At 68.7% G+C, this 25,291-nt stretch carries 19 protein-coding genes and 1 pseudogene; 12 read left to right on the top strand and 8 right to left on the bottom strand.

Annotation, left to right across the window (positions count from 1 at the left end; translation table 11 throughout):
• Positions 1 to 6: 6 nt before the first annotated feature.
• On the top strand, positions 7 to 717 hold the full coding sequence (locus KO481_RS01725; RefSeq protein ID WP_215915140.1) for a DUF8020 domain-containing protein: 711 nt from the start codon (positions 7 to 9) through the stop codon (positions 715 to 717).
• A gap of 64 nt (positions 718 to 781) precedes the next feature.
• Here KO481_RS01725 and KO481_RS01720 read toward each other — a convergent pair whose 3' ends face one another.
• The gene (locus KO481_RS01720) at positions 782 to 1,768 is read right to left on the bottom strand and encodes an alpha/beta hydrolase (protein WP_215915139.1); all 987 of its coding nucleotides are present in this window, start codon (positions 1,766 to 1,768) and stop codon (positions 782 to 784) included.
• 220 nt (positions 1,769 to 1,988) lie between these two features.
• Between KO481_RS01720 and rfbA the strand changes: the two genes are divergently transcribed.
• Positions 1,989 to 2,888, top strand: coding sequence for a glucose-1-phosphate thymidylyltransferase RfbA (gene rfbA / locus KO481_RS01715; RefSeq protein ID WP_215915138.1), 900 nt, complete (start codon positions 1,989 to 1,991; stop codon positions 2,886 to 2,888).
• 2 nt (positions 2,889 to 2,890) lie between these two features.
• Positions 2,891 to 3,451, top strand: a complete 561-nt coding sequence (locus KO481_RS01710) for a dTDP-4-dehydrorhamnose 3,5-epimerase family protein (protein WP_215915137.1) — start codon at positions 2,891 to 2,893, stop codon at positions 3,449 to 3,451.
• 118 nt (positions 3,452 to 3,569) lie between these two features.
• On the opposite strand, the gene KO481_RS01705 is transcribed toward KO481_RS01710, so the two are convergent.
• The gene (locus tag KO481_RS01705) at positions 3,570 to 5,042 is read right to left on the bottom strand and encodes an MFS transporter (protein WP_215915136.1); all 1,473 of its coding nucleotides are present in this window, start codon (positions 5,040 to 5,042) and stop codon (positions 3,570 to 3,572) included.
• A gap of 85 nt (positions 5,043 to 5,127) precedes the next feature.
• Between KO481_RS01705 and KO481_RS01700 the strand changes: the two genes are divergently transcribed.
• Entirely contained in the window at positions 5,128 to 5,532 is a 405-nt protein-coding gene (locus KO481_RS01700) for a MarR family winged helix-turn-helix transcriptional regulator (RefSeq protein ID WP_215915135.1), read from the top strand.
• Between the two features lie 317 nt (positions 5,533 to 5,849).
• Here the strand turns inward: KO481_RS01700 and KO481_RS01695 are convergent, their stop codons facing one another.
• Both KO481_RS01695 and KO481_RS01690 read right to left on the bottom strand, forming a co-directional pair.
• Positions 5,850 to 6,686 (bottom strand): helix-turn-helix domain-containing protein, encoded by an 837-nt coding sequence (locus KO481_RS01695; RefSeq protein WP_245400224.1) that lies wholly within the window; start codon positions 6,684 to 6,686, stop codon positions 5,850 to 5,852.
• Between the two features lie 178 nt (positions 6,687 to 6,864).
• Positions 6,865 to 7,428, bottom strand: a complete 564-nt coding sequence (locus KO481_RS01690) for a DUF4282 domain-containing protein (protein WP_215915133.1) — start codon at positions 7,426 to 7,428, stop codon at positions 6,865 to 6,867.
• A gap of 362 nt (positions 7,429 to 7,790) precedes the next feature.
• On the opposite strand from KO481_RS01690, the gene KO481_RS01685 reads away from it, so the two are divergent.
• The 3 genes and pseudogenes from KO481_RS01685 to KO481_RS01675 all read left to right on the top strand — a co-directional run.
• Complete coding sequence (locus KO481_RS01685) at positions 7,791 to 8,273, top strand: hypothetical protein (protein ID WP_308166232.1); 483 nt, start codon at positions 7,791 to 7,793, stop codon at positions 8,271 to 8,273.
• Positions 8,274 to 8,403: 130 nt separating this feature from the next.
• Positions 8,404 to 10,623 carry a molybdopterin-dependent oxidoreductase gene (locus KO481_RS01680; protein WP_215915131.1) on the top strand — a complete coding sequence of 740 codons (2,220 nt, stop codon included), beginning with the start codon at positions 8,404 to 8,406 and terminating at the stop codon, positions 10,621 to 10,623.
• A 375-nt stretch (positions 10,624 to 10,998) separates the two neighbouring features.
• Positions 10,999 to 11,589: pseudogene (locus tag KO481_RS01675) on the top strand (pyridoxamine 5'-phosphate oxidase family protein); the annotation flags it as partial.
• A 331-nt stretch (positions 11,590 to 11,920) separates the two neighbouring features.
• On the opposite strand, the gene KO481_RS01670 reads toward KO481_RS01675, so the two are convergent.
• A complete protein-coding gene (locus KO481_RS01670; protein ID WP_372451873.1) occupies positions 11,921 to 12,409 on the bottom strand; it encodes a GtrA family protein in 489 nt (162 codons plus the stop codon).
• 140 nt (positions 12,410 to 12,549) lie between these two features.
• On the opposite strand from KO481_RS01670, the gene dprE1 reads away from it, so the two are divergent.
• Positions 12,550 to 14,022: a decaprenylphosphoryl-beta-D-ribose oxidase gene (dprE1, locus tag KO481_RS01665; protein WP_215915129.1), complete on the top strand. Its 1,473-nt coding sequence runs from the start codon at positions 12,550 to 12,552 to the stop codon at positions 14,020 to 14,022.
• On the top strand, positions 14,019 to 14,780 hold the full coding sequence (gene dprE2, locus KO481_RS01660) for a decaprenylphospho-beta-D-erythro-pentofuranosid-2-ulose 2-reductase (RefSeq protein ID WP_215915128.1): 762 nt from the start codon (positions 14,019 to 14,021) through the stop codon (positions 14,778 to 14,780). Before dprE1 ends, dprE2 begins: the two co-directional genes overlap by 4 nt.
• 213 nt (positions 14,781 to 14,993) lie before the next feature.
• Here the strand turns inward: dprE2 and KO481_RS01655 are convergent, their stop codons facing one another.
• Together KO481_RS01655 and KO481_RS01650 are read right to left on the bottom strand one after the other, a co-directional pair.
• Positions 14,994 to 15,344, bottom strand: a complete 351-nt coding sequence (locus KO481_RS01655) for a type II toxin-antitoxin system PemK/MazF family toxin (RefSeq protein WP_215915127.1) — start codon at positions 15,342 to 15,344, stop codon at positions 14,994 to 14,996.
• Positions 15,341 to 15,559: a DUF8778 family protein gene (locus KO481_RS01650; RefSeq protein WP_215915126.1), complete on the bottom strand. Its 219-nt coding sequence runs from the start codon at positions 15,557 to 15,559 to the stop codon at positions 15,341 to 15,343. Before KO481_RS01650 ends, KO481_RS01655 begins: the two co-directional genes overlap by 4 nt.
• A gap of 190 nt (positions 15,560 to 15,749) precedes the next feature.
• Here KO481_RS01650 and KO481_RS01645 point away from each other — a divergent pair, with 190 nt between their 5' ends.
• The 3 genes from KO481_RS01645 to KO481_RS01635 all read left to right on the top strand — a co-directional run bounded on the left by KO481_RS01645 (position 15,750) and on the right by KO481_RS01635 (position 24,767).
• Complete coding sequence (locus KO481_RS01645) at positions 15,750 to 17,723, top strand: galactan 5-O-arabinofuranosyltransferase (protein WP_215915125.1); 1,974 nt, start codon at positions 15,750 to 15,752, stop codon at positions 17,721 to 17,723.
• Positions 17,724 to 18,019: 296 nt separating this feature from the next.
• The gene (locus KO481_RS01640) at positions 18,020 to 21,331 is read left to right on the top strand and encodes an arabinosyltransferase domain-containing protein (RefSeq protein WP_308166228.1); all 3,312 of its coding nucleotides are present in this window, start codon (positions 18,020 to 18,022) and stop codon (positions 21,329 to 21,331) included.
• Positions 21,332 to 21,413: 82 nt separating this feature from the next.
• Positions 21,414 to 24,767, top strand: coding sequence for an arabinosyltransferase domain-containing protein (locus tag KO481_RS01635; RefSeq protein ID WP_215915124.1), 3,354 nt, complete (start codon positions 21,414 to 21,416; stop codon positions 24,765 to 24,767).
• 224 nt (positions 24,768 to 24,991) lie between these two features.
• Here the strand turns inward: KO481_RS01635 and KO481_RS01630 are convergent, their stop codons facing one another.
• Positions 24,992 to 25,192 carry a DUF5988 family protein gene (locus KO481_RS01630; protein WP_215915123.1) on the bottom strand — a complete coding sequence of 67 codons (201 nt, stop codon included), beginning with the start codon at positions 25,190 to 25,192 and terminating at the stop codon, positions 24,992 to 24,994.
• Between the last annotated feature and the right edge of the window lie 99 nt (positions 25,193 to 25,291).

The following is a 25,291-nucleotide window of genomic DNA, read 5'->3' as shown; positions in this document are numbered from 1 at the left end:
CCAAAAATGATGATGAGGAAATTCGCCGCGACGTCGGCCATGCTGATCGCCGCGCTCGGCATCGCCGCGGGCACCGCGAACGCTGCCCCGGCCCCGGCCGCCGCCAACGGCGCGGTCGACTACAAGGCCACCACCACCAAGACCTCCACGATCATCAAGACCGACGCGGGCTCCATGGATGTGGAGAACGGGGTCTTCAAGATCAAGGCCGCCAACGGCACCACCCTGGCCGGCACCGACCTCAAGTTCCGCGTCGACAACTTCGAGTTCCCGATCGCGGCGGACATCGCCGACCACACCGCCACGCTGACCCCGCAGTTCGACGTGGCCCACGCGGTCTACAAGCCGGTCGACCTGCCGTACCAGAACACCGCCCCCTGGAAGACCCCTTACGACCGTGAGCAGGCCGCCTGGAACCGGCTCAAGGACACCATCGCCACCGGCGCCACCGTCGGCACCCTGGTCGGCGGCCTGTCCGGCGGCGCCGTCGGCTGCATCCTCGGCGGCATCGCCGGTGCGACCGTCTCCGCGGCCGCGATCGTCGGCCTGTTCGGCGCCTTCATCCCGGCCGCCGCGATCGGCTGCCTCGGTGGCATCATCGCCGTCGGCGCCCTGGGCACCCTGGCCGGTCAGCTGCTGGTGACCGCCCCGGTCGCCATCCTGGCCGCGGTCCAGTACTTCACCACCATCAACGCGCCCTTCACCCCGGCGAAGTAATTTCCGCACGCTACGACCCCCGCACCGCACGGTGCGGGGGTCGTCGTGTTCCAGCGCGCCCGGCTCACGCCGTGCGCGCGGCCGCCTCCGCCTCGATCCGCGCCCGCACGAACCGCGCCACCCGCCCCAGCACCACCCGGCTCTCGGGCATGCTCGGCGCGATGCTCATGAAGGCGTGCACCTGCCCGCGCCACAGCTCGAGCGAGTTGGGTACCCCCGCCGCGGTGAGCCGGCGGGCCATCAGCTCGCAGTCGTAACGCAGCAGCTCGTCCTCGCCGACAATCAGCAGCGCGGGCGGCAGGGTCCCCAGCGCCCCGTCGACGGGCGAGACCTGGCCCTCCCCGCCGTATTCGACGACCTTCGCCAGGCCCGTCAGCGGGATGTAGGGATCGCGCCGGACATTCGCGTACTCCCGCTTGGCCGCACAGTCCAGATCCAGCAGCGGCGACAGGCCGACCAGCCCGGCGGGTGCGGGCAGCCCGGACTCGACCGCCCGCAGCGCGGTGGCGAAGCTCAGATATCCGCCCGCCGAGTCACCCGCGAAAACGATCCGGCCCGCGTCCGCACCGTGCCGCAGCAGCCAGCGATAAGCGGTGAGGCAGTCCCGCACCGAACCGGCGATAGGGGTGCCGGGCAGCTGCCGATACTCCACATTGACCACCGCCAGGCCCGTGCGCCGCGCGATCGCGGCCGCGATCGGGCGATGCGAGTCCAGGCCGCCCAGGAAGAAGCCGCCGCCGTGCAGGTACATCACCACGCCGTCCCGCAACGCGCGGCGGGCGCCCGCGGGACGGATGATCTCCATCCGAAAACCCTGGAGCCGCACCTGTTCCCGCTCGATGCCGCGCGGCATCGGCCGCAGGGCCGACAGCCCGTCGACGACGATCCGCGCCAGCGGCATCGTCAGCGGGGTGACCGGATAGTGCCGCACGAACGGGCCGACCACGCCCTGACAGGCCAGCAGCAGCGCCCGCGAGGCCAGGCTGCCGCCGTCCGGATTGACCACCACTCCCGGCTCCGGCCGGATCTCGTCTACTCGTACGGCAGCCATCGCGCACCTACCTCACTCCGGACGCGCCGCGTTACCAGCAGCCGAAGTTCCGGCGGCGAGTTGTCGGCGCTGACATCTCACACAGTGCTATTTCAGAAGACCACGCCACAAGTGACCTACGCAACAGTTATGCCCGAATCGGGACCAACATAATCCGCCACCGCGCCGGCACCGCGGACCGATTTTCGCCCGTGAGGCGCGGCTGGCAGACTTGCGTGACATGCGTGGAATCATCCTGGCCGGCGGCACGGGAACACGGCTCCACCCGATCACGCGCGGGGTGAGCAAGCAGCTGGTCCCGGTCTACGACAAGCCGATGGTGTACTACCCGCTCTCGACGCTGATGCTGGCCGGCATCCGGGACATCCTGGTGATCACGACCCCCGAGGACGCGAGCGCCTTCGTCCGGCTGCTCGGCGACGGCTCGCAGTTCGGCATCGCCATCGACTATGTCGTCCAGCCCGAGCCCGACGGGCTGGCCCGGGCGTTCGTGCTCGGCGCAGAGCATATCGGATCCGACTCCACCGCACTCGTGCTGGGCGACAACATCTTCTACGGACCGGGCCTGGGCACCCGGCTGCGCCGCTTCGACCGGATCGACGGCGGCGCCATCTTCGCCTACCGGGTCTCGGACCCCACCGCGTACGGCGTCGTCGAATTCTCCGACGGCAGAGCGATTTCCATCGAGGAAAAGCCGAAGCGGCCCCGCTCGAACTACGCGGTGCCCGGGCTGTACTTCTACGACAACGACGTCGTCGAGATCGCCCGCGGGCTGCGGCCCTCCGCTCGCGGCGAATACGAGATCAGCGATATCAACCGCACCTACCTCGAGCAGGGCAGGCTGCAGGTCGAGGTGCTGGCCCGCGGTACCGCCTGGCTGGACACCGGAACCTTCGACTCGCTGCTGGACGCGGCCAACTACGTGCGGACGATCGAGGAGCGGCAGGGCCTGAAGATCGGGGTGCCCGAGGAGGTGGCCTGGCGCATGGGCTTCATCGACGACGACCAGTTGGCCCGGCAGGCCGAGCCGCTGGTGCGCTCGGGATACGGCGACTACCTGTTCGGCCTGCTGGCACACGGGCTCGACGAGACCGAACCACAGCACAATCGAGATTGGTAATCATGGAGATTCGCGAACTGGCCGTCCCGGGCGCCTGGGAGTTCACCCCGACACTGCGCGGCGACGACCGGGGTGTGTTCCTCGAGTCGTTCAAGGCGTCGGAATTCGAGAAGGCGGTCGGCCGTCCGTTCGAGCTGCTGCAGGTCAACACCTCGACCTCGGCGGCGGGGGTGGTGCGGGGTATTCATTACACCGAAACCCCGCCCGGACAGGCAAAATACGTGACCTGCGTGCGGGGCGCGTTCCTGGACGTGGTGGTGGACCTGCGCCCGGACTCGCCGAGCTTCGGCGCGTGGGACAGCGTGCTGATCGACGATGTGCACCGGCGCTCGGTATTCCTGGCCGAGGGGCTCGGGCACGCGCTGCTCTCGCTCGAGGACGGCTCGACCGTCACGTATCTGTGCTCGCTGGAGTACTCACCCGAATTCGACCGGGATATCGACGCTTTCGATGCGGAGATCGGTATCGACTGGCCGACGGTGGGCAGGAACGGACAGCCGCTCGACTTCATCCGCTCCCCGAAAGACGCTGCCGCACCGGGCTTGCGGACTCTGCGCGGCTGAGACCTGCTCGCACAGCCGAATCTGGGCGCCCGCCGCAACGACCGGTACAGACGCACACCGCGGTGGACGAATCGCGTTCGTCCACCGCGGCTTTCGCACCGGGTCGTCCCGGCAGCATTCAGGCTGCCGTCAGCTCCGATTCGGACTCGGACTCGGCCACGACGACCAGATCCGACACCCGCCGCTTGCCGATGAAGTGCGTCAGCGCCACCAGCGCTCCCAGGATCGACACCACACCGGCGAAGATCAGGCCCGGACGGTAGGTGGCGAGCATCGCCGAGGGCGAACCGTCACCGTGCGATCCGGAGCTGATGATCGCGGTGTTGAGCGCCAGCACGATCGCCGCGCCGACCTGCATCGAGGTCTGCAGCACGCCCGCGGCCAGGCCCTGCTCGTCGTCGTCGATTCCGGCGGTGGCCTGAATGTTGATGGACGGGAAGCCGATCCAGCCGATACCGACCAGCAGCACCGCGGGCAGGATGACGGTTAGGTAGGACGGATGCGTGTCGACCCGCAGGAACAGCAGGTAGCCGATGCTCATCGCGATCGTGGTGACCGCGATGATCGGGCCGGTGCCGAACCGGTCGACCAGCTTGTCGGAGAACACCGAGGACAGCGCCACCAGCACGCCCACCGGCAGCAGTGCCATCGCCAGGTGCAGCGCCGACCAGTGCAGGGTGTCCTGCATGTACAGGGTCACGATGAACTGCCAGCTGAAGTAGGAACCCGCCACCGCGATGATGACCAGGCTGGCCCGCACCAGCGTGACCTTGCGCAGGATGCCCAGCCGGATGAGCGGATGCCGGACCCGGTTCTCCACCACCACGAAGGCCACGAACAGCGCCACCACCGCGGCGAACGAGCCGATCGTGCGGGCCGAGGCCCAGCCGGCCTGCGGCGCGGAGACCACGGTGTAGACCAGCAGCAGCATGGCGGCGGTGGACAACAGCGCCCCGAGCAGGTCGTGCCCGCCCTCCTCCGCCTTGCGGTCCCGCGGCACCAGGACGGCCGCGGCGACCAGTGCGGCCAGCGCGATCGGCACCGGCAGCAGGAAGGTCCAGCGCCAGCCCAGCCCGGTCATCAGGCCGCCGAACACCAGGCCCATGGAGTAGCCGCCCGCACCGAAGACGGTGTAGATGGACAGCGCCTTGTTGCGGGCGGGGCCCTCGGCGAAGTTGGTGGTGATGATGGACAGGCCGGTCGGTGCGGTGAACGCCGCGGCCAGTCCCTTGATGAAGCGGGTAGCGATCAGCAGCGCGGCGGAACTGACCAGCCCGCCCGAGAGCGAGGCCAGGGCGAACACGCCCAGCGCGATGAGGAAGACCCGTCGGCGCCCGAGCAGGTCCGCGGTGCGGCCGCCGAGCAGCAGCAGCCCGCCGTAGCCCAGGACATAGCCGCTGACCAGCCACTGCAGGGTCGAGGTGCCCAGGTGCAGATCCTTGCCGATGGACGGGAGGGCGACACCGATCATCGAAACGTCGAGGCCGTCGAGGAACAGCACGATGCACAGGGTGATCAGCATGCCCCAGATGCGTGCCGACCACCGGGTATCGGCGGCGCCACCAGCCGAAAGTGTTGCCGTGGAAGTCATGATCAGGACAGTACATGCGTGTGCATAAATTGTCCAAGCATTAAATGCGGTTGCATGGTTCTGCCCGGGACACTAGGATGGCGGCATGACGAAGGCGTCCACGGTGTCGCCGGTGCGCGCGGCAGCTCCCACCGGGCTGATCAGTGAATGGCGCGGCCTCCTGGAGAAGCACGCGACGGTGTCCTGCGCGCTGGAGAAGGAGCTACAGGGTCGCCATCGGATCGGCCTGAGCGAATTCGAGACGCTGGACCGTCTGGTAGACGCCGCATGCGAGACCTATCGGATGAGCGATCTGGCCGCCGACATCTACCTCAGTCAGAGCGCCCTGTCCCGCGCCGTCGCGCGGCTCGAGCGCGAGGGCCTGGTCAGCCGCAGCATGTGCAGCGACGATCGGCGCGCCATCTACGTCTGCCTCACCGACAAGGGCCGTGCGGTCCACGCCGACGCCGCCCCCACCCACCGCGAGGTTCTGGCCAGCACGCTGCGCTGACTCCCCCACCTCTCCGCGACTTCAGCGTGCCGCTGCTTACCCCGAGATATGTTCGTCGGGCCGGCGGATGACAGCCCGCTCACGGTGGGCCCGTCCCCGATAAGTTACCCATGTGCTCCCCCGCCTCTCCGCGACTTCAGCGTGCCGCTGCTTACCCCGAGATGTGCTCATCGGGCCGGCGGATGACAGCCCGCTCACGGTGGGCCCGTCCCCGATGAGTTACCCATGTCCGTACGAAATCAGTTGTCGCGGTTGGCATCGCACCGGAGAGTGCCGCGAGATCCGAATCGGCGGCCGACGGATCGCGGCCTGCCTGTTCACAGCGCGGCGCGAGCTTCGTCCAGTAAGGCACGGGCATCTATTGCGGCGGACTTGATGCTGCCGAAAGCCGTTCGGTACCGGGCGATTTCGTTGTCCTTCTCGTAATAGGCCGAGCCGGTGAAGGTCTGTACGTACACCACCGGCGGCTCCGACAGGTCCCCGGCGTCGGCGAATTCGAGCAGCACGAACCGGCCCGAATCCATGCCCTCGTGATAGCCGGAATCGGTTGGCAGCACCCGGATGTCGACATTGGGCAGCTCACACAGCCGGCGCAGGTGGTCCAGCTGCGCGGCCATCACCTCGGTGCCGCCGATGCGATGCCACAGCAGAGCTTCGGTGATCACCGCCTCGACCCGCACCGGATTCTCCGGGCGGGTGAGCACCCGCTGCCGCGCGGCGAAAACGGCCAAGCGGCGCTCGATCTCGGCCGGCGGCATTTCCGGCCGGGCGCCCACCAGCAGCGCGCGGGCGTATGCCTCGGTCCGCAAAAGCGCGGGCACCAGCTCGTTCTCGTAGGTCGCCAGACGCGCGGCCGCCTCCTCCAGCCCGAGGTACACCTCGAAGCCCTCGGCGATGACGTCGCTGTAGTCGGCCCACCAGCCGCGCGCCTTGGTCTCCTTCGCCAGCGCGGTGAGCGGGTCGATGACATCCGTTGGTGCACCGTAGATCTTGCACATGGCCTCGACGTCCAGGGCCCGCAGCGAGGTTTGCCCGGTCTCGATGCGCCAGATCTTCGCCTCGGACCACTCCAGCCGCTGCGCCGCCACCCGCGTGGTCATGCGGGCGCGATTACGCAGATCGCGGAGCTGACGGCCGAGTTGCCTGCGCGGCATAGTCGAACCGGTAATCCCGTGCGGTAAGCCCATGCTTTCCCCCTCGCCCATCTTGCCTGGCCGTACGGCACATCCGAATTGGATATCCGGATCGCGCTCGGATTGTCGCACAACAAAACCGGGTCCGGATATAGCAATCGGCGCACTTGCGCCAAGTTCCCTCCTGGGCCAAGCGGGATTACTTTCGCGCGGGACGCCTCCGGAACCGCCAGAATTGCACCGCTCGAACGTCTTCCGAGAGCTGGTTCACCGGCTCGGCCACGTCCGACAGCGCCTGGAACAGGTCGTCGGCCAGTTCCGCGATGTGTTCCACCCGGCCCGCGAGCCGCGCGGCATTCACCAGGAACTCCAGCGCCAGCCGCACCGACGCGGCGATCGTGAGCCCCAGCGGCACCGCGACAACCACCAGGAAGACGATCCCCACCGCCATCGACATTCGCCACAGCAGCACTGTCAGCACGATCGGCACCGCCACCGCGAAGGCCAGGCCCAGCAGATACGCCAGCGGCAGCAGGGTGCGCGTGGCCGGGCGCCGGAACTGCACGTCGAGCAGCGCCCGAGCCGAGGCCGCGCTCCACGCCCCGAAAGCCCCTGGGCTCCGGAACGGTTCGGGCCGCGGCTCGGCGTCTTGCGTCCCGCCCTGCGGCGGGCGTCGCCGCAGGCGCTGCGTCACGGACTCGCGCCAGGCGATGTACTCATCGTCCAGCTCGGCCGACTCCGGTCCGGCGGGGTCATCAGTCATGCCGCGATCCTCTCGCCACCGGCGCCGTCGGGCAACGCGCACGTCTTCCGGGCCACCCCGCGGGCCTTGCGGCGCAACGCACCCAGCGAGCTTTAAGAATCCCGTTGGGAATCTGTCAGCGGCAACGGATTTGATTCACAGGCAGGACCTCGGCGATTCACAGCTGACGGCACAAAGGTAGTACCCGTGGCCGAACCGACCAGGTCGAGGCCATAGCAAACCTGAATAGCCCGGTGATCTTGTGACGAAGGCGACGGCCGCGAAAAACTTTCCGCGAATATGTAACAACGCGGATGCCGCCCTCCGATAGCCCCCATGAACACCGAGCAGGACCGAAAACCTACCGGGGAATGGAGAAGACCGTGCGTACGACGTTTCCGACTTCCGTCAAGGCGGCCGCAGTAGCCGCTAGCGCGCAGGACTACATCCAGCGCGGCTGGACGGTTGCCGAAACGGCCAACGGCATCTGCCTGATCACCGATGAGAATGTCTCCGCCGTGGAGGTCACCGGTGAGCTCGCGACGTCCGTGCGCCGATACCTGCGGGCGAACAGCCTGACGGGCCCGGTCATCGAGATTCCGGGCGCCGAGCGCCGCGAGATCCATCTGGTCACCGGCGTTGCCAAGGCCGGGCTGGCCGTGGAGGCGCTGCGCAAGGCCGGCGCGATCGTCCACACCGACGGCGCGGGGATCCCGCTGCCGCCCACCCAGCTCTCCGCCGGGGATGCCTGCTGGGGCGTCGCCCCCGGCGAGGCCCGCTGGATTCCGCCGGTCGTCGCGCTGGGCGCGGCCGTCCGGGCGGCCAGCACCGGCCGCAAGCGCCAGCTCGCCCGCGTAGCCTGCTGACCTCCGGGGCGTAACCACATAACGACACCGCGGGACCGCACGGGCCCCGCGGTTTCGTGTGTCTGGACTACCCATCGCCCGCTTGAAGATTCGCCTGTCGGATACGGCCGGTCCGGGCAATGATGGGCGTATGACCGATGTCACCGATGGCCGCCGTACCCTGCTGCGCACCTGCCCGCTGTGCGAAGCGGTGTGCGGGCTCGAGATCACCCTCGATCGCGACGATCACGTCGTCGGGGTCCGGGGCGATCGTCAGGACCCGTTCAGTCACGGGTTCCTCTGCCCGAAGGGGGCGAGCCTGGGACATCTGGACGAGGATCCGGACCGGCTCACCGCGCCGATGATCCGGAATCGGGCGGACGACACCTGGCGGACCGCGTCCTGGCAGGCGGCGTTCGACCTGATCGCCGAGCGGTTCCCGGCCGTGGCCGCCGAGCACGGCCGCGGCGCCACGGCGCTGTACCTGGGAAATCCCAACGCGCACACCGTGGCCGGGGCGCTCTACCTGCCGGTGCTGATCCGCGCGCTGAGCACCCGCAACCTGTATTCGGCCAGCACCGCCGACCAGATGCCCAAGCAGGTGGCCAGCGGACTGATGTTCGGCGATCCGCTGACCGTCGCGGTGCCGGACCTGGACCGCACCGACTACCTGCTGATGCTCGGCGCCAATCCGCTCGAATCCAACGGATCGCTGTGCACCGCACCGGACTACCCCGGCCGGCTCAAGGCCCTCCGCAAGCGCGGCGGCCGGTTGGTCGTGGTGGATCCGCGCCGCACCCGCACCGCCAAGGCCGCCGACGAGCACCTGTTCATCCGGCCCGGCAGCGATGCCTACCTGCTGTTCGGGATCGTGCACACGCTGTTCGCAGAAAATCTCGCCGACGTGCGCGTGGCGGCCGACGGGCTGGACGAGGTGCGCGCGGCCGCCGCGGACTTCTCGCCCGAGGTCGTGGCCGGGCGCACGGGCGTGCCCGCCGAGACGATTGCGCGGCTCGCGCGCGAGCTCGCCGCCGCGCCCACAGCCGCCGTGTACGCCCGCATCGGCACGTGCACGGCCGAATTCGGCACCGTGACGCAGTGGCTGGTCGACGTCATCAATGCGCTCACCGGGAATCTGGACAGCGTCGGCGGGGCGATGTTCGCCACCCCCGCGGCCCTGGGCATCGTGCGCTCCCGGCCCTTCCGGCTGGGCCGCTGGACCAGCCGGGTGCGCGAATTGCCCGAGGCCATGGGCGAATTCCCGATCGCCACGCTCGCCGACGAGATCACCACTCCGGGCGAGGGGCAGGTGCGGGCGCTGATCACGGTCGCCGGAAATCCCGTGCTGTCCGCGCCGAGCGGGACCCGGCTGGGCGCGGCGCTGGCGGAACTCGACTTCATGGTGAGCGTGGATCGGTACCTGAACGAGACCACCCGGCATGCCGATGTCATCCTGCCGCCGCCGCGGACGGTGCAGTCGCCGCACTACGATTTTGCGCTGCTGCAGTTCGCGGTGCACAACTATGCCCGGTACTCCCGGCCGCTGGTGCCGCTGGGCGATCACCCCGCGGAGGCGGAAATCCTTGCGCGCCTGGCGCTGGCGGCGTCCGGGCAGCAGCCCGAGCCCGGGCGGGATCCGCTCGCCGCGGTCGACGAGCTGGTGATAGCCGGCACGCTGCACAAGGCCGGTCTGCTGGAGCGACGCCCGGAACTGCAGGGCGAGAACAGCATCGAGCAGCGCATCGACATGATGCTGCGGCTGGGGCCGTACGGGCAGTGGAATCCGCAGCCACTGCCGAACGCGGCCACCGAGCCCCACGGCGGGATGAATCTCCAGGTGCTGCTGGACAATCCGCACGGTGTCGACCTGGGCGCGCTGGTGCCCGGCCGTCTGCCGGACGTGTTGCGCACCGCCTCGCAGCGGGTCGAGCTTGCGCCGCCGGAGCTGCTCGCCGACGTGGCCCGGCTCCGGGCCCGCCTGACTGACGCCGCGCCGGAGCTGCTGCTGATCGGCCGCCGCCAGCTGCGCTCCAACAACAGCTGGATGCACAACATCTCCACCCTCGTCGGCGGGTCCAACACCTGCACGCTGCACATCCACCCCGACGACGTGGCACGCCTGGGCCTGTCCGATCTGGCGGTGGTGAAATCGGCGGCCGGCGCGGTGACCGTGCCGCTGGAACCGACCGAGGAGATCATGCCCGGCGTGGTGAGCCTGCCGCACGGGTGGGGTCACACCGACAGCACGCAGACGGTGGCGCGCGCGCACGCCGGGGTGAATGCCAATGCGCTGACCGATGATTCGCTCGTCGATGCGCCGTCCGGGAATGCGGTGTTCAACGGGGTGCCCGTGACGCTGGCCCCCGCGTAAACGACGAGGTCCGCGAGACGACCGGTCGGCATCCGCAAGGGGGATGGCCGACCGGACATCTCGCCCATGATCGGGCAATCGAGGCATAAGGGATAACGCACTCTTGCGAATCCCACTTATATACAAGCAATCTCGGCACACGGCAGCGGCACGGAGGCTAGCATCTACTTGGCAACCAACGAAATCGGGACTTGCCGCCGCCGACGTCGCGGAGGATCGTGTCCCGAGACGGTTGCGACCCTGCTCCATCGAAATCTCTACCAGCTGGTTCTGTTCCACACGCACGAAAAGCTGTACGAACTATAGGATTTCGGCATATCTGCGGTTCCGCGCAAGACCTCGGCATATGCGGATTCAGCTAACCGAGGGAGCGATATGCTCGGCATAGATCACGGCAGTGACGGCGAGCGAGAGCTACAGCAGCGCTGGGGTACCCGGGAACGGGCCGAGCGCTTCTACGGAGAACAGGTGCTGGACAGGCTGAATGCGGCGATGATCGAGTTCGTCCGCCGCATGGACATGGCCTTCATCGCGACCGCGGACAGCAACGGCGAATGCGACGCCAGCTTCCGCGCCGGCAAACCGGGCTTCCTGCACATCATCGACGAACGCACGATCGCGTATCCGGAGTATCGCGGCAACGGCGTCATGGCCAGCATGGGCAATCTGCTGGAGAACCCGCACGTCGGAATCATGCTCATCGACTTCACCCGCGATCTGATCGGCCTGCACATCAATGGCCCGGCCCGGATCGTCGAGGACGGCTCGCTGCGCAGCCGGGTCCCCGGCCTGCCCGAGTCCGAGCGCGGCCGGGCCGCCTCGCACTGGGTGGTCGTCGCCATCGAGGAGGCGTACATCCACTGCCGCAAGCACATCCCGCACCTGATCCCCGCGCCCCGCGAGTCCCGGCAGTGGGGCACGGACAATCCGCGCGCCAAGGGCGGGGACTATTTCGGGGTGAAGGCGGACGCGATCGCGGCGCGGAGCACGCCGCCGCGCCCCGAACCGGCTGTGCTGCCGACAGTGATCGGCGCGCTCCGCACCGAGCCCGAAACCGCGGCGCAGGCCAGGGGCATCCGGTCGTTCGCCGACGAGGCCGGGGCCTTCGCGGCCGCGGCCCGATCGCATGCCACGGCCGCCCGGACGTAGTTGTCACACTGCGGCGGCCGAACGGACGCGACCGGCACCGGACTGCCGTCGAAGCCACAGCCCGGCCGATGTCGTGAAGGCTCACGGCCACCATGCGACCGGCACGGTGTCGAGCCGGGGGGTAGCCGCGATCAGTGCGTGCTCGCGATCAGTGGATCTTGAAGATGACCGCGCGCTGCACAATGAAGTTGATCACCGTCGCGGTGCCCTGGGCTACGACGAAGGCGACCAGCACCGCGAGCGTCACCGAGTGGCCGCCGAGGGTCAGCTTCATCGCGGGCAGCACCGTATTCATCAGGGCGTTGATACCGACCTGCGCGGCGAAGGTGACCGCGTAGAGGATGACCACCGCGAGGAAGCGGGCGCGACTCGGCTCGGCCTTGAAGGTCCAGCGGCGATTGATCAGGTAGGCGACCGTGGTGCCGACGATGAAGCTGCACGCCTTGGAGACGTCGCGCTCGAGCCCCAGCCCCTTCCACAGCACCAGGTACAGCCCGAAGTCGACGACCGCCGACAGGGCGCCGGTGAGGATGAACCGAATGATCTGCGTCTTCAGGTCTACGTCCGTGCCGCCCGGCTCGTCGACCAGGGGCAATTCGGCCGGAAGGGGAAGATGGGGTTCCGCGGTCACGGGCACGAGCGTAGCGGGCCGTACCCACGGGTGGAGAGTTCCGGAGGCCAGTAGCCCGCGCAGCACACTGTGACGTCGGTTCCATCGGGCCCCACCGCCGGTGACACCCAGCCCAAGATTCGGCGATACCTGTAGCCTCTATGCCGATGTCCACGAAAGCTCAGACCTCCACGGCCGCCGCCGCCACTCCGGCGAGCGACGATGCGGAGACGACGTCGACCGGCTTCGATGCCCTGCCGACGCGGACTCGCACACTGACCGGCTGGGGTCGCACCGCACCCGCTACCTCCGAAGTTCTCTCGACCAACGACCCGGAGCTCATCGCCCGCGCGGTCACCATGGTCGCGGAGGACAATGACTCCAAGCCCGCGCACCTTCGCCGCGGTGTCATCGCCCGGGGCCTGGGCCGCTCCTACGGTGACCACGCGCAGAACTCCGGCGGGCTGGTCATCGACATGCCCGCGCTCAACCGCATCCACCGCATCGACCGCGACACCCGCATGGTCGACGTGGACGGTGGGGTGAGCCTGGACCAGCTGATGAAGGCCGCGCTCCCGTTCGGGCTGTGGGTCCCGGTGCTCCCGGGCACCCGCCAGGTGACCATCGGCGGCGCCATCGCCTCCGATATCCACGGCAAGAACCATCACAGCGAGGGTTCGTTCGGCAACCATGTGCGGACCATCGATCTGCTCACGGCCGACGGCAAGGTGCAGACCATCGGGCCGAAGAAGAACGCCAAGCTGTTTTGGGCCACCGTCGGTGGCAACGGCCTGACCGGGATCATCCTGCGCGCCACCATCGAGATGGCGCCGACGGAGACGGCCTACTTCATCAACGACGGCGTCAAGACCACCACCCTCGACGAGACCATCGCCGCGCACAGCGATGGCAGCGAGGCGAACTACACGTATTCCAGCGCGTGGTTCGACGTGATGAACCCGCCGCCGAAGCTGGGACGCGCCACCATCACTCGCGGGCGCCTGGCCAAGCTGGAAGAGCTGCCCAAGAAGAAGCAGAAGAACCCGCTGAAATTCGATGCGCCGCAGCTGCTCACAGTGCCGAATGTCTTCCCGAGCTTCACCGCCAACAAGCTGACCTTCGGCATGGTCGGCGAGGCGTACTACGCCATGGGCGGCAACTACACCGGCAAGATCCAGAACCTGACGCAGTTCTATCACCCGCTCGACATGATCGCGGAGTGGAACCGTGCGTACGGCCCCGCCGGATTCCTGCAGTACCAGTTCGTGGTGCCGACCGATGCGGTCGAGGAATTCAAGAGGATCATCATCGACATCCAGGCGTCCGGGCACATCTCCGCGCTGAACGTTTTCAAGCTGTTCGGCCCGGGTAATCCGGCTCCGCTGAGTTTCCCGATGCCGGGCTGGAACATCTGCTGCGACTTCCCGATCCGGCCCGGTCTCAACGAACTGGTGTCCGATCTGGACCGCCGCGTCATGGAGTTCGGCGGCCGCCTCTACACCGCGAAGGACTCCCGCACCACCGCGGAGACCTTCCACCAGATGTACCCCCGGATCGACGAGTGGATCAAGATCCGCCGAAGTGTCGATCCCACAGGCGTTTTCATGTCCGATATGGCGAGAAGGCTGGAGCTGCAGTGATCAACGCCGTAGGCAACCCGCAGACGATTCTGCTCCTGGGCGGCACCTCGGAGATCGGCCTGGCGATCTGCGCCGAGTACCTGAAGAAGGGCCCGGCGCGAATCCTGTTGGCCGCCTTGCCCAACGATCCGCTGCGCGCGGACGCGGTGGCGCAGATGGAGGCCGCCGGCGCCTCGACGGTCGAGCTCATCGACTTCGACGCCCTGGACACCGATGGGCACCCGAAGGTCATCGACGCGGCCTGGGCCGGCGGCGACGTGGACGTGGCGATCGTGGCCTTCGCCCTGGACGGCGATCCCGAGGAGCTCTGGCAGAACCAGCGCAAGGCCGTGCGCGTGGCGCAGGTGAACTACACCGCCTCGGTCTCGGTCGGCGTGCTGCTGGGCGAGAAGATGAAGGCCCAGGGCTTCGGGCGGATCATCGTGATGTCCTCGGTCGCCGGTGAGCGGGTGCGCCGCTCCAACTTCGTCTACGGCTCCACCAAGGCCGGCATGGACGGGTTCTACCTGGGCCTGGGCGAGGCGCTGCGCCCGCACGGCCCGCGCGTGCTGGTGATCCGCCCGGGCATGGTCCGCACCCGGTTCTCCGCGCACGTCAAGGAGGCCCCGCTGACGGTGAACAAGGAGGACATCGCGGTGCTCGCGGTGACCTCCGCGCAGCAGGGCAAGGAACTGGTCTGGGCCCCGGGCCCGTTCCGCTTCGTGATGATGATCCTGCGGCACATCCCCCGCCCGATCTTCCGTCGCCTGCCGATCTGAGCGAGCCAAGGACGGTGACACGGGACCAGGCCCCCACCTCACCCGAAACGAATACGGCTGCGTCCATTCGCCGTCTCGGCTTCGCGGGAATAGTCGAGGCAGCGCCGGATTTCGCGTCTACCTACCGGGAAGTCCTCCGGCGCGAACTCGGCAGGCACGAATAACTCACCTCGAGAGGCCCTCGGCGAGATCCGGCCGAGGGCCTCTCGAGCTCTACAGATCCAGGTGCAAACGCAGCGCCCGATCGATCTCGTCCACCACGCGGGCCGGCAGGCGACCGAGCGCCGGGCCCAATCTGTCGACCGATACCGAACGGACCTGTTCGGCCTGTGCCTTGGAGTCGACGCGCACCCCGGGCAGGTCCTGTCCCAGAAACACCTGAAATGGGTAGATGTGGTCGGTATTACTGGTCACCGGAACCACGGCGACCACCCCGCGCCCCAGCCGCGCCGCGGTCTCGTTGGCGCGGTCGTTGCTCACGATGACCGCCGGACGGCGCCTGTTGGATTCCGCGCCACGCACGGGCTCGAGATCGACCAGCCGGATCTCACCGCGCCGCATCACCCGAGCCCGTCGGCGGTGGTGGCATCCCAGAGATCCGCCTCCTCGGAGGCCTCCCATTCGGACCACGCCGACGCGTACGCATCCGCCAAGCCGGCCTGCCTGAGTAGACGGATCGCTTCCTGCACCGCCGCCGACCGCGAGGACAGCCCGCGCTCGCGGACCACCTCGTCGAGCAGAGCGACATCCTGTTCGGAGAGACTGACACTCAACTTCACACCCCCAATGCTACTTCCGGTAGGAACATGGATGCTACCAGAAGTGGGCGGTGCGAGTTCATTGATATCCAACCGACATCGAGTAGGCGCACCCGCTGCGCATGCTGCCGCCCCCGGCCCGGTCGCACCCCGTTAGGCTGACGCACGGTTTACGGTCCTGTGCAGCCGAATAGTGGAATCCGGAGGCGGCGTGCGAGTACTTGTCCGGCAGGTGGGCGAAGGTGTCGGTGAGGCGGTGCTCGCGGCGGTCGTCGCCGCCGTCGTCGCGGCCGTCGGGCTGGAGGCGTTCTCCACGGTGCACTGGCCCGCCTTCAACGCCTCCAATGTGACGCGGGCGCTGACCACCGTCGGGCAGGTCGGCGCGGCGGTGCTGCTGATCGCGGCGGTCGTGCTGATCCGGCTGCGCCGCTGGCCCTGGCTGGCGAAAGTGCTGTCCTGGGCGGGTATTTCGACGTTCGTGACGGTGACGCTCGGCATGCCGCTGGCGGCGACCAAGCTGTACCTGTTCGGGATCTCGGTGGATCAGGAGTTCCGGACCGAGTACCTCACCCGCCTCACCGATTCCGCGGCGCTGCGCGACATGACCTACGCGAATCTGCCGCCCTACTATCCGGCCGGCTGGTTCTGGTTCGGCGGGCGGGTCGCGAAGCTGCTCGGGGTACCGGGGTGGGAGGCGTTCAAGCCGTGGGCGATCGTGTCGCTCGCGATCGCCTCGGTGATCACACTCGTGTTGTGGTCCAAGCTGATTCGCGCCGACTGGGCGGTCGCGGTCGCGGCCGTGACGACCGCGGTGATGGTGGCGTACGCGTCGCCGGAGGCCTACAGCGCGGTCATCGTGGTGGCATTCGCGCCCGCGATGGTGCTGGCCTGGGGCGCGCTGTACCGCCCCGCGCTCGCACGTCGAGCGTCGGGGCAGACCGGGCAGGATGAGCCCGAGACAGCCCACGCCACGGCGGGCGGCTGGGGCGCGGCGCTCGGAACGGGAGTATTTCTCGCCGCCGCCGCGCTGTCGTACACGCTGTTCTTCGGCATCGCTGTCTTCGCGGTCTGCCTGATGGCGCTCGTGGCGTGGATCGCGCTGCTGTGGCAGCGTCGAGCCGCGGCGACGCACGACGCGCGTCCCGGCGCACGGTCGGCCCTGGGACTGGCGTGGCCGATCCTGGGCCGGCTGATCGCGATGGGCATCGTGGCCGCCATCGGCGGTCTGATCGCGTTCGGGCCGTATCTGGTCAAGTCGCTGACGACGCACGGCGCCAACGCCTCGCAGCGGTACCTGCCCGGGGCGGGATCACAGCTGCCGTTCCCGATGTTCGAATTCTCGCTGCTGGGCGCGCTGTGCCTGATCGGCACGGTCTGGCTGGTGCTGCGGGCGGGGAGTTCGCGCCGGGCGCAGGCGCTGGGGATCGCGGTGGTGGCGATCTATCTGTGGTCGCTGGCCTCGATGACGCTCACCGCCGCCGGCACCACCCTGCTGTCCTTCCGGCTGGATCCGATCCTGCAGGTCCTGCTGGCCGCGGCCGGGGTTTTCGGCTTCCTCGAGGGTTCGCGAGCGATCTACCAGGCGCTGAACGAGCCGAAGCGGTTCCGCGCGGTGGTCGCCGCGGTAGGGGTGATCGGGGCGCTCGCCTTCACCCAGCGCATTCCGAACATCCTCAATGCCGAGATCACCACGGCCTACACCGACACCGACGGCAACGGCGTGCGCGCGGATCAGCGCAGCCCCTCGGCCGTCTCGTACTACGGCCAGGTCGACGCCGCCCTGCTCGCGCAGACCGGACGCCCGCGCGATCGATCCGTCGTGCTCACCGCGGACACCAGCTTCCTGTCCTACTACCCGTATTTCGGATTCCAGTCGCTCACCCCGCACTACGCCAATCCGCTGGCCGATTTCCCGGCCCGCGCCGCGGAGATCAAGCGGTGGAGCGGGCTGAGTTCTCCCGCCGAGTTGCTCGACGCGCTCGCGCACTCTCCGTGGCGCGCCCCGGACGCCTTCCTGTTCCGCAGCAGTGGGGACAGCTACACCCTGCGCCTGTCGGCGGATGTCTATCCGAACGACCCGAATGTGCGTCGCTACACGGTCGCCTTCCCCAAGTCGCTGTTCGACGATCCGCACTTCCAGGCCACCGAAATCGGCCCGTTCACCCTCGTGGTCGTGCACCGCTGACATTTCCGACTCATTCCGGGCCGCCCCACCGCCTCCGATCTCGAAATAGTGGCCTCTAGCTGTGGATATATGACGGGCTCCCGGGCGCGGTGACGATGCACACAGACGCGCCGCCCTGTGGATAAGTGTGTGGAATAGGGCATTTTCTTGTGGATAACTTCTCCGCCGATCTGCGGATATCCCCACCCCGCACCAGCCTGAGCCGCTCCTCCAGAAGTCCGGCGCCCCCATCGAACGCCAACATCTGGCAGGGACTATTCCGCCCTTGTGCACGCGACGGCTTAGCATCCCTACTCGTGCGCGCTGACTCCCCCGGCTTCACCCGTGTCCGGCTGGTCGCCCTCGTCTCGGGTGTGCTGGCAACCCTGCTGGCGGTGATCACGCCGCTGCTGCCGGTGCGGCAGGATCGGGCGGCGCTGGATTGGCCGCAGCAGCAGTCGGCGAGCGTGACCGCGCCGCTGGTGTCGTATGTGCCGCTGGACGTGCGGTTCTCGGTGCCGTGCGCGGCGTTCCGGGGGATGACGAGCGGGACCGTGCTCTCGACGGTGCCGGCGCAGGCCTCGACCGCGACCGCCAAGGGGCTGCTCGCCACCGTGACCGAGGTGCCCGGGCAGGGCCCGACGCTGTCGGTGCTGCTGCGCGAGATTCCGCTGCTGTCGGCGCCGCTGGCCGAGGTCGGCGGGTGCGGGGAGCTCACCGTCGATTCGACCGTCGCCGCCACCACGGCCACGCTGACCGGGGTGCACCGCAAGGACGGCACCCCGTTCACCGACACGGTGAGCGGCGACGTGCGACCCCAGATCGTCGGCGTCTTCACCGATCTGCCCCGCGCCCGGCTCGCCGGCGCACACCTGCACGCCGACATCGATTCGCGCTTCACCTCCGCGCCGACGCTGCTCAAGACGACCACCACCGTGTTCGCGGTGCTGTTCACCCTGATCGCGCTGCTCGCGCTGCACCGGCTCGACACCGCCGACGGCCGGCGGCCGCGCCGGTTCCTGCCCGCGCACTGGTGGAAATTCACCCTCGCCGACGCGGTCGTGCTGGGCACGCTGGTGTTGTGGCACATCATCGGCGCCAACACCTCCGACGACGGCTACATCCTGAATATGGCTCGTACGGCCGGGCATTCGGGCTACATGTCCAACTACTACCGCTGGTTCGGCGTGGCCGAGGCGCCGTTCGGATGGCCGTACGAGGTGCTGTCCTGGATGACCCGGATCAGCGATTCGAGTCCCTGGACGCGCCTGCCCGCGCTACTGGCCGGAATCCTGTGCTGGCTGGTGATCAGCCGGGAGGTGTTGCCGCGTCTGGGTTCTCGCGTGCGCCGGAACTCCGTGGCGCTGTGGACCGGCGGCCTGATCTTCCTGGCCGCCTGGCTGCCCTACGACAACGGCCTGCGGCCCGAGCCGCTCATCGCGCTGGGCGCGCTGCTCACCTGGGCCAGCATCGAGCGCGCGATCGCCACCGGGCGGCTGCTGCCCGCCGCGGTCGGGGTTCTCATCGCCGCATTCTCACTGGCCGCGGGCCCGACCGGACTCATCTGTATCGCCGCGATGATCGCGGGATCACGACCGGTGCTGCAGATCATCATCAAACGCGCACAACCGGATTCGCCACCAGGCCCGGATCGCACACCGGATTCCGGCAAGCGTGCCGGAACGACGCGCGCGGGCATCGGGTCGGCGATCCTGCGGTACGGCGCGCTGCTCGCGCCGGGCGTGGCCGCGGGCATGCTGGTGCTGGTGGTCGTCTTCGCCGATCAGACGCTGGCCGCGGTCATGGAGGCCACCCGGGTCCGCACCCTCATCGGGCCGAACGTGGCCTGGTTCGACGAGCGGACCCGCTGGGACGCGCTGCTGTCGCTGTCCCCCGACGGCTCGCTGGCCCGCCGGTTCGGCATTCTGGGCATGCTGCTGTGCCTGGCGGTCTGCGTGCTGGTGATGCTGCGCAAGAACGGCCGGATCCCCGGCACCTCGCGCGGGCCGTCCGCGCGCATCCAGGGCATCGTGTTCATGTCACTACTGCTGATGATGTTCACCCCCACCAAGTGGACCCACCACTTCGGCGTCTATGCGGGCCTGGCCGGCTCGATGGCCGCGCTGACCGCGGTCGCGGTGGGCACCAACGGCATTCGCGCGCGCTACAACCGCTCGCTGTTCGCCGCGGGCGTGTTCTTCCTGCTGGCGGTCACCTTCACCGGCTCCAACGGCTGGTGGTACGTGTCCAGCTACGGGGTGCCGTGGTTCGACAAGGCGCCGCTGCTGCTGAGCAAGGGCTTCTCGACGGCCTTCCTGGGCCTGGCGGTGCTGTGCCTGCTGCTCGCCGCCTGGCAGTACTACCGCGAGCCCTACCGCAACCGGGAATCGTCCCGGCGGTTCGACCGATTCGCGATCGAGCCACTGACCATCGCCGCCGCGGCGATGGTGCTCTTCGAGGTCGCCTCGCTGGCCAAGGGCGCGATCACCCAGTACCCCGCATACTCGGTCGCACAGTCGAATCTGCGTGCGCTGACAGGTAATACGTGCGCACTGGCCAATGACGTTCTGGTCGAGACGAATACCGCCGATTCGCTGCTGCAGCCCTACACCGGTTCGGCCGCACAGGGATTGGCCGCCGAGAACGTCGGCTTCACCCCGGACGGCGTCGCGAGCGACCTGACCGCCGACGCCGAGGAGACCACCACCGGCGGCGCCAACTCCGTCAGCAGCGACAACCAGAACAAGACCAGCCGCACCACCGCGGCCGGAACCGGCGGCGGGACCACCACGAAGCCGGGCATCAACGGCAGCACGGTCGCGCTGCCGTTCGGCCTGGACCCCGCGCGCACGCCGGTCCTGGGCAACTACACCACCGACCAGAAGCAGCAGGCCCACCTGACCTCGCAGTGGTACCGCCTGGATCTGCCCGCGGCCCAGCGGGATCCGGCCTACAGGGTGCTGGTGGTGACCGCGGCGGGACGGATTCAATCGGTCAACAAGGACGGCGTGCTCACCTACGGGCAGCAGCTGAGTGTGGAGTTCGCGCACCGCGACGCCGACGGCGCGGAAACCACGCTCGGGTCGTTCATGCCCCTGGACATCGGCGGCGCCCCGTCCTGGCGCGACATGCGGATCCCGCTGGACCGGATTCCGGCGCAGACCAACGCCGTCCGGATCGTCGCGGTGGCCAACGACCTGACCACCCGGCAGTGGCTGGCGGTCACCCCGCCGCGCCTGCCGCGGCTGGCCACGCTGGATTCGGTGCTCGGGCGCCAGGCCCCGGTGCTCGAGGACTGGCACGTCGGCCTGGCCTTCCCGTGCCAGCGGCCCTTCGACCACAAGGACGGCGTGGCCGAGGCGCCCGACTGGCGCATCCTGCCCGACCGCGTCGGCTCGGATGCCTCCAATGCCTGGCAGGACGACATCGGCGGCGGCCCGCTCGGCTGGACCGGCCTGCTGCTGCAGGCCCAGACCGTGCCGAGCTATCTGGACCGCGATTGGGAACGAGACTGGGGCGAACTGGAAAAGTTCACGCCGTACGATTCCGCGGCGCGTCCGGCCACGATCGGCGTCACCGTGCAGAACCGCTGGGGCTGGGTCAAGGACGCCCCGATCAAGGTGAAGTAGGGCGCGGCGCGGCGACGCTCGGCGTGTCGCGCGGGACGGTGAACGCGGTCACTTCCCACGCCAGGCATTAACATCACCAACCGTGCCCGACGCCGCAACCGCTGTCTTGACAGAACCGACGTCCGCCGGTGCTCCGGCGACGTCGCGCGATTTCCGCACCGCCCGCACGATCGCGTTGATCGCGGGCCTGCTCGGCGCGTTGTTCGCGCTCGCCACGCCGTTCCTGCCGGTGGATCAGACCACCTCGGAGGTGAACTGGCCCCAGGGCGGCGTGCTCGGCAATGTCGAGGCCCCGCTGATGTCCCAGATCCCGGTGGACGTGCGGGCCAGCATCCCGTGCGCGGCGGTGGCCAAGCTGCCGACCGGCGCCATGGTGCTCAATACCGCACCGCCCCAGGGCGATCGTGCCGCGCTGCAGGCGATGTTCGTGCGCGTGACCGCCGATACCGTCGACGTGGTGAACCGCAACGCCATCGTGGCCTCGGCGAAGCGGTCCGAACTCGGTCACTGCGGCACGATCTCGATCGTCTCCGACAACACCCACACCGCCGCCGCGTTCGAGGGCCTGACCACGCAGGTCGAGCAGCCGGACGGGACGAAGACGACCGTTCCGGTGGCGGGCACCCAGGCGGGCGACCTGCGGCCGCAGGTGGTGGGTGTGTTCTCCGATCTGAAGGGCGCGGCCCCGGCCGGGCTGTCGTTCCACATGACCGTCGACTCGCGATTCACCTCGCACCCGACCGTCACCAAGCTGGTGGCGACGATCGCGGCCTGGCTGTGCACCCTCATCGCCCTGGCCGCGCTGGCGCGCCTGGACACCGGCGACGGCCGCGGTCACCGCCGCTTCCTGCCCGCGCACTGGCTGAAGCCGACGTGGGCGGACGCCGCGATCATCGGCACCCTGGTGGTGTGGCATTTCGTCGGCGCGAACACCTCCGACGACGGCTACATCCTGACCATGGTGCGCGTCGCGCCGCACGCGGGCTACCTGGCCAACTACTTCCGCTGGTACGGCGTCCCGGAGGCCCCGTTCGGCTGGTACTACGACATCATCCAGTGGTTCGCGCACATCTCGACGGCGAGCCCGTGGGTGCGGATCCCCGCGACCCTGTGCGCGATTTTGTGCTGGATGGTGATCAGCCGCGAGGTGGTACCGCGCCTGGGCCGCGGGGTGCGGAACTCGAAGGTGGCGCTGTGGACCGGCGGGCTGGTCTTCCTGGCGTTCTGGCTGCCGTACAACAACGGCCTGCGCTCGGAGCCGATCGTGGCCCTGGGCGTGCTGCTGACCTGGGTCTCGATCGAGCGCGCCATCGCGACCGGACGACTGCTGCCCGCCGCGGCCGCGGTGCTCGCGGCGGCGTTCACCCTGGCCGCAGCGCCGACCGGGCTGAACTGTATCGCCGCGCTGCTCGCCGGAATTCGCCCGCTGGTGCGGATCGTGGTGCGCCGGCGGCGCACGCTGGCCGCGAGCGGAAGTCGCTGGGAGCGCTCGTTCCTGGGATCGGTGCTCCCGCTGCTCGCGCCCATCGCGGCGGCCGGATTCCTGGTGCTGACCGTGGTCTACGCCTCGCAGACCTTCGCCGGTATCCAGGAGGCCGACCGGGTGCGGCAGCTGGCCGGGCCGAATCTGGCCTGGTACGAGGACTATCTGCGGTACTACTACCTGTTCGTGGAGACGGTGGACGGCTCTGTCGCGCGACGGTTCGCCTTCCTGGTGATGATCCTGTGCCTGATCACCACCATGCTGGTGCTGCTGCGGCGGCGCCAGGTGCCGGGCATCTCCAGCGCGCCGACGTGGCGGCTGCTGGGCGTGGTCTTCGGCACGATCTTCCTGATGATGTTCAACCCGACCAAGTGGACCCACCACTTCGGCGCCTACGCGGGCATCGCCGGGTCGCTGGCGGCGGTCACCGCGGTGGCGGTCTCGGCGACGGCGCTGCGCTCGCGCAAGAACCGCTCGATCTTCCTGGCGGCGTTGCTGTTCACGCTGGCGCTGTCGTTCTCGGGCATCAACGGCTACTGGTACGTGTCCAGCTACGGTGTCCCGTGGTTCGACAAGATGGTGCAGCTGCACGGAATCAAGTCGAACACCGTCGTGCTGATGCTGTTCGGCCTGTCGATGCTGCTGGTCGGCTGGCATGTGCTGCGGGAGGGCTACGCGAAGCCCGAGACGGCGGATTCGGTGCGCGGCAGGCGGATTCGCCAATTCGCCGGGATACCGCTGACCGTCGTCGCGGCGCTGATGGTGCTGTTCGAGGTGCTCTCGCTGGTCAAGGGCGCCTACTCGCAGTATCCGGCCTACTCGCTGGCCCGCTCGAACTTCGACGCCCTCGGCGGCAACACCTGTGGCCTGGCCAATGACGTACTGGTGGAACCGGATTCGAACCAGGGTCGGCTGACCCCGATCATCGACCCGGCACACCCGCCCGCCAAGGGCGACCCGCTGGCCGGGGTGGACCCGACCGGATTCGCCCCGAACGGGGTGCCCTCGGATCTGAAGGCCGATGCGGTCGAGGTGAAGCCGGGCACCGGCAACACCTCCAACCAGTCCGTCGGGGCGAACTTCGCCGAGGGCCAGAACGCGGGCACCGGCGGCGGCCGCATCGACAAGGCGGGCATCAACGGCAGCACCGTGGCGCTGCCGTTCGGGCTGGACCCCAAGACGACCCCGATCATGGGCAGCTACCAGGACGGCCTGCAGACCCCGGCCCACCTGATCTCCGCCTGGTATCAGCTCCCGGCGCGCTCGCCGCAGTCGCCGATCGTGGTGATCACCGCGGCCGGGCGCATCCTGTCCTTCGACGACACCGGTGCGCTGCAGTACGGCCAGGGCCTGCTGCTCGAGTACGGCAAGCGCCGGCCCGACGGCAGCGTCACCTCCGAGGGCAGCTACGTCCCGCGCGACGTGGGCCCGGCGCCGTCGTGGCGCAACCTGCGCGTGCCGCTGGACAAGATCGCCCCCGACGCCGACGCGGTCCGGATCGTGGCGGATCGACGGGTGCTGATCGGCGACCAGTGGCTGGCGTTCACCCCGCCGCGGGTGCCGAAGCTGCAGACGCTCAACACCTTCATCGGCTCGACCCAGCCGGTGCTGGAGGACTGGGCGGTCGGCCTGCAGTTCCCGTGCCAGCAGCCGTTCCTGCACCGGGACGGGGTGGCGACGATGCCGAACTACCGCATCCTGCCCGACCGGCCCCTCGCGGTCAGCTCGACCGACACCTGGCAGGCGGAGGAATTCGGCGGCACGCTCGGCTTCACCCAGATGCTGGCGAGCTCCACCACGATTCCGACCTATCTGAAGGACAACTGGGCCCGGGACTGGGGTTCGCTCGAGCGCTACGACCGGTATTACCCCAATGCCAAGCCCGCGGAGATCACCACCGGCACGGCGACGCGCTCGGGCCTGTGGTCGCCGGGGCCGATGCGAACGTACTGAGACGAAAACGAAACAGCGGGCGGCGCAATACCTTTGCGCCGCCCGCTGTCGTTCGTGGTGCCGGTCGTGATCCGTGCCCGACCACACTCGTCCGCGGCGTCTCCCGCCGACGATGCGGTACTGCCGCACATCGGCTTCGATCACGATCGGGCAGGATTCGGTCCGTTCCGGGTCTCGTTCTCCGCGTCGGTCGACTACCGGCCCTCAACCGAACCGCTTCCTCGTCACTGTTCGATGCGCTCGTACCATTCGTAGACCGGAAGATTGCCCTCGGCGGTGTCCTGCCAGCGCGGAGTGACTCTGAAGCGCTCGATGCCGCCGTTGAATTGCACGCGCAGTTCAACGCCCGGCGGGGTGATCGGGACAATACGTTGCGGCAGGTCGGCCGGTCCGCCTTCTAGTACGGCCTTCGGTGAGCTTCCCATAGCTGAAGGCTCTCATATGCGGCAGGGCTGACCGGCCGAATCGGTGAAAGACACTCCGTTCACCCGTCGTTCAGGCAGGTGAACACACCCTCGTCGACG

Source organism: Nocardia albiluteola (assembly GCF_018860155.1).
Classification (GTDB): Bacteria; Actinomycetota; Actinomycetes; order Mycobacteriales; family Mycobacteriaceae; genus Nocardia; species Nocardia albiluteola.
The sequence above is the reverse complement of the archived record's forward strand: the minus strand, read 5'-3'. Positions and strand labels throughout refer to the sequence as shown.

What these genes read in the sequence shown, in the direction of transcription:
- KO481_RS01700 (WP_215915135.1), top strand. Translation starts at nt 5,128, where the DNA reads ATGACGAAGGCGTCCACGGTGTCGCCGGTGCGCGCGGCAGCTCCCACC.
- KO481_RS01630 (WP_215915123.1), bottom strand. Translation starts at nt 25,192, where the DNA reads ATGGGAAGCTCACCGAAGGCCGTACTAGAAGGCGGACCGGCCGACCTG.
- KO481_RS01705 (WP_215915136.1), bottom strand. Translation starts at nt 5,042, where the DNA reads ATGACTTCCACGGCAACACTTTCGGCTGGTGGCGCCGCCGATACCCGG.
- KO481_RS01720 (WP_215915139.1), bottom strand. Translation starts at nt 1,768, where the DNA reads ATGGCTGCCGTACGAGTAGACGAGATCCGGCCGGAGCCGGGAGTGGTG.
- KO481_RS01725 (WP_215915140.1), top strand. Translation starts at nt 7, where the DNA reads ATGATGATGAGGAAATTCGCCGCGACGTCGGCCATGCTGATCGCCGCG.
- KO481_RS01680 (WP_215915131.1), top strand. Translation starts at nt 8,404, where the DNA reads ATGACCGATGTCACCGATGGCCGCCGTACCCTGCTGCGCACCTGCCCG.
- KO481_RS01710 (WP_215915137.1), top strand. Translation starts at nt 2,891, where the DNA reads ATGGAGATTCGCGAACTGGCCGTCCCGGGCGCCTGGGAGTTCACCCCG.
- dprE1 (WP_215915129.1), top strand. Translation starts at nt 12,550, where the DNA reads ATGTCCACGAAAGCTCAGACCTCCACGGCCGCCGCCGCCACTCCGGCG.
- rfbA (WP_215915138.1), top strand. Translation starts at nt 1,989, where the DNA reads ATGCGTGGAATCATCCTGGCCGGCGGCACGGGAACACGGCTCCACCCG.
- KO481_RS01695 (WP_245400224.1), bottom strand. Translation starts at nt 6,686, where the DNA reads ATGCCGCGCAGGCAACTCGGCCGTCAGCTCCGCGATCTGCGTAATCGC.
- KO481_RS01690 (WP_215915133.1), bottom strand. Translation starts at nt 7,428, where the DNA reads ATGACTGATGACCCCGCCGGACCGGAGTCGGCCGAGCTGGACGATGAG.